Below are 6,000 nucleotides of genomic sequence, written 5' to 3'. Positions count from 1 at the left end.
GGCACGCTGTTGAGTTCTCAAGGAACGGACGCTTCCTTTGTACTCACTCCAGCCATTCGGCTGAGGCTTTCCTCCGGGCGCTTCCCTTCGGTGTTTCCGACTCTATCAGATCTTTTCTGACCCGATTCCCGGCCGGCGGGATTTCCTGCTGTTTGCCTTTTGGCCTTGCGGCCTTTCGACATTCACTACGTTAACCGATTCCCTCGGGGACTCATAATCGAGTACCCATGGGCACGAATTTCGGCACGCGAAATTCACGCCCTTTGAGGGGCTGTCGTAGGTAGTGGTTGGCCGCTTCGGGCTACTGGCTGAACGCCGTACCCGGTTCAAGCGGCTCGGGCTACGTTACGGATCGGCCAGAGGGGAGTCAAGTTAGGCGCGTGCGCGGCACATGGGCGCGGTAGGGGCTGACCGTGGGGTCGCCGTCGATCCAGAAACGCCAGGGATGAACCCCTCCTTCACCGGACACCCCCGTGCGGGGTCCGTTCCTCACCTGGTCGGGAGGGGGCGGGGTGCCCCCGAGCACGGAGAGCGGGGCGTTCCGGCCCGCGCAGGCGTCCGTGCCGTCGAGGGCCCGGTCGATGTCCAGCGCGGTAGCGAGCCGGGCCGGCCCTTTGGCCAGTTCCTTGTCGTTTCGGGCCGAGAACCTACGGGTGCGGGCCAGCGGTGCGCCCTCGACGATCCGGCCGGCCCGGAGCAGGACGCCGCTCGCAGAGCCCTCGGGACCGCACACCAGGTTGAGGCAGTGCCACATTCCGTAGGTGAAGTAGACGTACGCGTGCCCGGGCGGGCCGAACATCACGGCGTTGCGTGCGGTACGGCCGCGGTAGGCGTGGGAACCGGGGTCGAGCGGCCCCGCGTACGCCTCGACCTCGGTGAGGCGCAGTTCGATCGGGCCGTCCGGCGAGTTCCGTACCAAGGTGCGGCCGAGCAGGTCCGGGGCGACGTCCAGTACGGGGCGGTCGAAGAAGTCCCGGGGCAACGGCCTACGGTCGGGGGGTGGCTCGATCATGCGCTCCGAGCGTAGTGCACGGGGTGTCCGGTAGAACGGGCCGGTGACCGGACAGGGGCGCGGTTCGGAACCGCTCGTGGCCGGTACGCGTTGGTATGGGTCGAGGATCAATCGTCACAGGCGCTGAGCCTGGGAAGGAGAGTCATGGGGTTCAAGAAGCTGCTCGCGAGTCTGGGCGCCGGTGGTGCTTCGGTCGAGACGGTGCTCACCGAGGTCAATGTGGTGCCCGGCGGAGTGGTGCAGGGTGAGGTCCGCATCCAGGGCGGCTCGGTGAACCAGAAGATCGAGGCGCTCTCGGTCGGCCTCCAGGCCCGGGTCGAGGTGGAGAGCAACGACCAGGAGTACAAGCAGGACATCGAGTTCACCAAGCAGCGGTTGGGCGGGGCCTTCGAGCTCCAGGCCGGTGCGGTGCACGCGGTGCAGTTCGGGTTGGAGATCCCCTGGGAGACCCCGATCACCCACTTCGGGGGCCAGCACCTGCACGGCATGAACATCGGGGTGACCACCGAGCTGGAGATCGCCCGGGCCGTGGACTCCGGCGACCTCGACCCGATCCACGTACACCCGCTGCCCGCGCAGCAGGCGATCCTGGACGCGTTCGCGCAGCTCGGGTTCCGTTTCAAGGGTGCCGACATGGAGCGGGGCGCCATCCGGGGGACGCGACAGCAGCTCCCCTTCTACCAGGAGATCGAATTCCTGCCGCCGCAGCAGTACCGCGGGCTGAACCAGGTCGAGCTGAGCTTCGTCACGGACCGCGTGGGGATGGACGTCGTCCTGGAGATGGACAAGAAGCCGGGTCTGTTCGTGGAGAGCAGCGACAGCTACCGCTCCTTCAAGGTGGCGCTGGACGACTACCGGGGGACGGACTGGGCGGAGTACCTGAACCGCTGGCTGTCGGAGGTCGGCGGCAAGCGCAACTGGTTCTAGGCTCGACGCCGGACGTGTTGCCGTACGCAGAGATCCAGGAGGTACCGAGGTGACCGAGCCCCAGAGGCCGCCGCTCCCGCACGACTTCCACCCGGTGGTGCCCTCGTTCACGGTGGTGAGCGAGGACGTCGAACCGGGCGGAGTGCTGAAGGACGCTCAGGTGTACGCGGCCGGGAACAGTTCGCCGCACCTGCGGTGGGAGGGTTTCCCGGCGGACACCCGGAGTTTCGCGGTGACCTGCTTCGACCCGGACGCGCCGACCGGCAGCGGTTTCTGGCACTGGACGGTGTTCGACATCCCCGCTTCCGTGACCGAACTGCCGGCCGGCGCCGGGAGCGGTTCCTTCGCGGGGTTGCCCGCGGGGGCCGTGCAGGTGCGCAACGACTACGGGACGAAGGACTTCGGGGGCGCCGCGCCGCCGCCCGGGGACGGGGCGCACCGGTACGTGTTCACCGTGTACGCGGTGGACCAGGAGACGTTGGGGCCGGACGGGGACGCCTCCCCCGCGGTGGTCGGCTTCCACCTGCGGTTCCACGCCCTGGCTCGGGCGCAGTTGATCGGTGAGTACGCCGATCCCGGGGTGGACTGAGGTCCACCGGACGGCCCCTTGAAGTCAGGGTTCATGTGACGTTTGCCCGCCTCTGGTCTTGGAAGTGATCAGGGGCGGGCATTTTCGTGCCGTGGGCCGAGGGGTTCACGGTCGTGCCGCTGGAGTCAGCAGTCCCGGGTACCCGCGGATATTGCGTTGTCCATCTCGTCGGGCCCGGCCAGAGTTGATCCCAGCCCGCCAGGGGGGTGGGCCGGTCCGTACGGGAGGTGGGCGGAGTGCGTGACACGCTGGTCCTCAACGCGAGTTTCGAACCGTTGTCGACGGTGACGCTGCACCGCGCGGTCGTCCTGGTGCTCCAGGACAAGGCGGTCGTGGAGCAGTCCCACCCCGAACTGCGCATGCGTGCGGCGGCCGTGGAGCTTCCGGCGCCGCAGGTGATCCGGCTGTGCAGGTACGTACGGGTGCCCTTCCGAAGACGGGCTCCGTGGTCACGGCGGGGAGTGCTGGTGCGGGACCGGCACCGGTGCGCGTACTGCGGGCGCAGGGCGACGACCGTGGACCACGTGGTGCCCCGGTCGCGGGGCGGGGCGGACTCCTGGTTGAACACGGTGGCCTCGTGCGCGGAGGACAACCACCGCAAGGCCGACCGCACGCCCGAGCAGGCGGGGATGCCGTTGTTGCGGGAGCCGTTCGAGCCGAGTCCGGCGGACGCGATGCTGTTGGCGCTGGGCCTCAACGAGGAGGTCCTGCCGGAGTGGCTCACGGGGGCGTCCCGGAGTTCGGGCCCGGTGCGGGCCTCCGCCGCGTAGGACGTGCCGCCGGGGGCGCAGGGGGCGCCCCCGGGGCCGGTGGTTTCGAGGTCAGTCGAGTGAGGGGTTCTCGCGGCGCTCGGTCGGGGTCGCGGGGCTCGGGATGTTCGGGGTCGGGATGCCGCCGCCCAGGTTGCCGAAGGCGCCGGAGAGTCCCTTGAGTGCGTCGCCGATCTCGCTGGGGACGATCCAGAGCTTGTTGGCGTCGCCTTCGGCGATCTTCGGGAGCATCTGGAGGTACTGGTAGGAGAGCAGCTTCTGGTCGGGGTCACCGGCGTGGATGGACTCGAAGACGGTGCGGATGGCCTGGGCCTCGCCCTCCGCCCGCAGGGCCGCGGCCTTGGATTCGCCTTCCGCACGCAGGATGGCGGACTGCTTCTCGCCCTCGGCGGTGAGGATCTGGGACTGGCGGATGCCCTCGGCGGTGAGGATGGCGGCGCGCTTGTCGCGGTCGGCGCGCATCTGCTTCTCCATCGAGTCCTGGATGGAGGTGGGCGGCTCGATCGCCTTCAGTTCGACGCGGTTGACGCGGATGCCCCACTTGCCGGTGGCGTCGTCGAGGACGCCGCGCAGGGCGGCGTTGATGTCCTCGCGGGAGGTGAGGGTCCGTTCCAGGTCCATGCCGCCGATGATGTTGCGGAGCGTGGTGACGGTGAGCTGCTCGATCGCCTGGATGTAGCTGGCGACCTCGTAGGTGGCGGCGCGGGCATCGGTGACCTGGTAGTAGATGACCGTGTCGATGTTGACGACCAGGTTGTCCTGGGTGATCACCGGCTGCGGAGGGAACGGCACGACCTGTTCGCGGAGGTCGACCCGGTTGCGGATCGAGTCGATGAACGGGACGACGATGTTGAGACCCGCGTTGAGGGTGCGGGTGTAGCGGCCGAACCGCTCGACGATGGCGGCGCTCGCTTGTGGAATGACCTGGATGGTCTTGATCAGGGCGATGAAGACCAGCACCACCAGAATGATCAGGACGATGACGATCGGTCCCATCGTGGCTCCCCGTACCCTTCTTGCCTCGGCGTGTGTGGACGATCGGAGGATTGTCCGGCTACTTGAAGATCTTTCCGGTCGAGTCTGTCAGACGGTCGGCCGGTCCGTGGGGCGTTCCGGCCAGCCGGTGGGCCCGTTCCGACGGACGGGCCTGCCGGTTCGCGGGGTCCGTCGGTCCCCCGTTCGTGGGGCGGCCCGGTGGGGCGTCAGATGACGACGGCCGTGGCGCCATCGATCTCCACCACGTCGACCTGTTCCCCCACCGCGTAGGACTGTTCGGGGTGGAGGGAGCGGGCCGACCAGATCTCGCCGGCGAGTTTGATCCGGCCGCCGCTGCCGTCGACCGGTTCCGTCACGACGGCTTGACGTCCCCTCAGGGCGTCGATCCCCGTGGCGGATCCGGACGTCTGGGACCGGTGCCGGGCCGCGATGGGCCGCACCACAGCGAGGAGGGCCACGGAGACGGCGACGAAGAGGACGACCTGGAGGACGATGCCGCCGCCGAGTGCTGCCGTCACGGCGCCGGCGACGGCGCCGACCGCGAACATGCCGAACTCCGGCATCGCCGTCATCACGAGCGGAATCCCCAGCGCCACCGCGCCGATCAGCCACCACACCCACGCATCGATGTCCACAGGGTCATGGTAGGACCGCGGGGAGCGTTGCGGCAGGGCTCTTAACCGGGCAGATCGGGCGCTCGTCGACGTGGCGCGCGGGTTCGGGGCCGTGCCGGGCGCCCCGACCGGTGAACGGGAGTGACGCAGGGGGCCGGTGGGGCGTTCGGGACGGATCGGGGGTTCAGGAGAGGGGCAGCCCGTGGGCGGTCCAGCGGTCGCCGCGCTGCTCGACGACGAGCGGAAGGCCGAAACACAGCGACAGGTTGCGGGAGGTGAGTTCGAGTTCGAGCGGGCCGGCGGCCAGCACCTCTCCCTGACGGATCATCAGGACGTGGGTGAAGCCGGGGGCGATCTCCTCGACGTGGTGCGTGACCATGATCATGGACGGGGCGATCGGGTCACGGGCGAGGCGGCCGAGGCGGCGCACCAGGTCCTCGCGTCCGCCGAGGTCGAGTCCGGCGGCGGGCTCGTCCAGCAGGAGCAGTTCGGGGTCGGTCATCAGGGCGCGGGCGATCATGGTGCGCTTGCGTTCGCCCTCGGACAGGGTGCCGAACTTGCGGTCGAGGTAGTCGCTCATGCCGAGCCGGTCGAGGAAGGCGCGGGCGCGCTGCTCGTCGACCTCCTCGTAGTCCTCGTGCCAGCCCGCGGTCATGCCGTAGGCGGCGGTGAGGACGGTCTGGAGGACCGTCTGGTTCTTGGGGAGCTTCTCCGCCATCGCGATGCCCGCCATGCCGATGCGGGGGCGCAGGTCGAAGACGTCGACCCGGCCGAGCCGGTCGCCGAGGATGGTGGCCGTGCCCTTGCTCGGGAAGAGGTAGCTGGACGCGACGTTGAGGAGGGTGGTCTTGCCGGCGCCGTTGGGGCCCAGGATGACCCAACGCTCCCCTTCCTTGACCGACCAGGAGACCTGGTCCACCAGTGCCCGGCCCTCGCGGACCACTGATACGTCCACCAGTTCCAGTACATCGCTCATGAGCGCGTTGTCTCCCATGCAGTTCGGCTGTCGCGTGCGTCGGTGGACGCAGCCCCCGGATAAAACCTACGCCACCTGTCGGGCACGCCGTGCTCGTGGTCGGTCCTTAGGGTGGT

7 protein-coding genes are annotated in these 6,000 nt (G+C 68.9%); 3 read left to right on the top strand and 4 right to left on the bottom strand.

Annotated elements, in window-relative coordinates; all coding sequences use genetic code 11:
- Positions 1–367 precede the first annotated feature (367 nt).
- Positions 368–1,012, bottom strand: coding sequence for a DNA-3-methyladenine glycosylase (locus ACFYOU_RS11755; protein WP_389761084.1), 645 nt, complete (start codon positions 1,010–1,012; stop codon positions 368–370).
- A 144-nt stretch (positions 1,013–1,156) separates the two neighbouring features.
- On the opposite strand from ACFYOU_RS11755, the gene ACFYOU_RS11750 reads away from it, so the two are divergent.
- From ACFYOU_RS11750 to ACFYOU_RS11740, 3 genes are all read left to right on the top strand, one after another.
- Positions 1,157–1,939: a sporulation protein gene (locus ACFYOU_RS11750; RefSeq protein WP_389761086.1), complete on the top strand. Its 783-nt coding sequence runs from the start codon at positions 1,157–1,159 to the stop codon at positions 1,937–1,939.
- Positions 1,940–1,988: 49 nt separating this feature from the next.
- Complete coding sequence (locus ACFYOU_RS11745; RefSeq protein WP_391304944.1) at positions 1,989–2,528, top strand: YbhB/YbcL family Raf kinase inhibitor-like protein; 540 nt, start codon at positions 1,989–1,991, stop codon at positions 2,526–2,528.
- 236 nt (positions 2,529–2,764) lie between these two features.
- Entirely contained in the window at positions 2,765–3,298 is a 534-nt protein-coding gene (locus tag ACFYOU_RS11740; protein WP_391304943.1) for an HNH endonuclease, read from the top strand.
- A gap of 51 nt (positions 3,299–3,349) precedes the next feature.
- On the opposite strand, the gene ACFYOU_RS11735 is transcribed toward ACFYOU_RS11740, so the two are convergent.
- From ACFYOU_RS11735 to ACFYOU_RS11725, 3 genes are all read right to left on the bottom strand, one after another.
- Complete coding sequence (locus ACFYOU_RS11735) at positions 3,350–4,294, bottom strand: SPFH domain-containing protein (RefSeq protein WP_385496243.1); 945 nt, start codon at positions 4,292–4,294, stop codon at positions 3,350–3,352.
- 206 nt (positions 4,295–4,500) lie between these two features.
- Positions 4,501–4,929, bottom strand: a complete 429-nt coding sequence (locus ACFYOU_RS11730; protein ID WP_387002856.1) for an NfeD family protein — start codon at positions 4,927–4,929, stop codon at positions 4,501–4,503.
- A 163-nt stretch (positions 4,930–5,092) separates the two neighbouring features.
- On the bottom strand, positions 5,093–5,884 hold the full coding sequence (locus ACFYOU_RS11725) for an ABC transporter ATP-binding protein (RefSeq protein ID WP_387002854.1): 792 nt from the start codon (positions 5,882–5,884) through the stop codon (positions 5,093–5,095).
- Between the last annotated feature and the right edge of the window lie 116 nt (positions 5,885–6,000).

Origin of the sequence: Streptomyces sp. NPDC005955 (assembly GCF_042871255.1) — a bacterium.
GTDB lineage: Bacteria > Actinomycetota > Actinomycetes > Streptomycetales > Streptomycetaceae > Streptomyces.
Note: the sequence above shows the minus strand (reverse complement) of the source record. Positions and strands in the feature narration are given on the sequence as shown.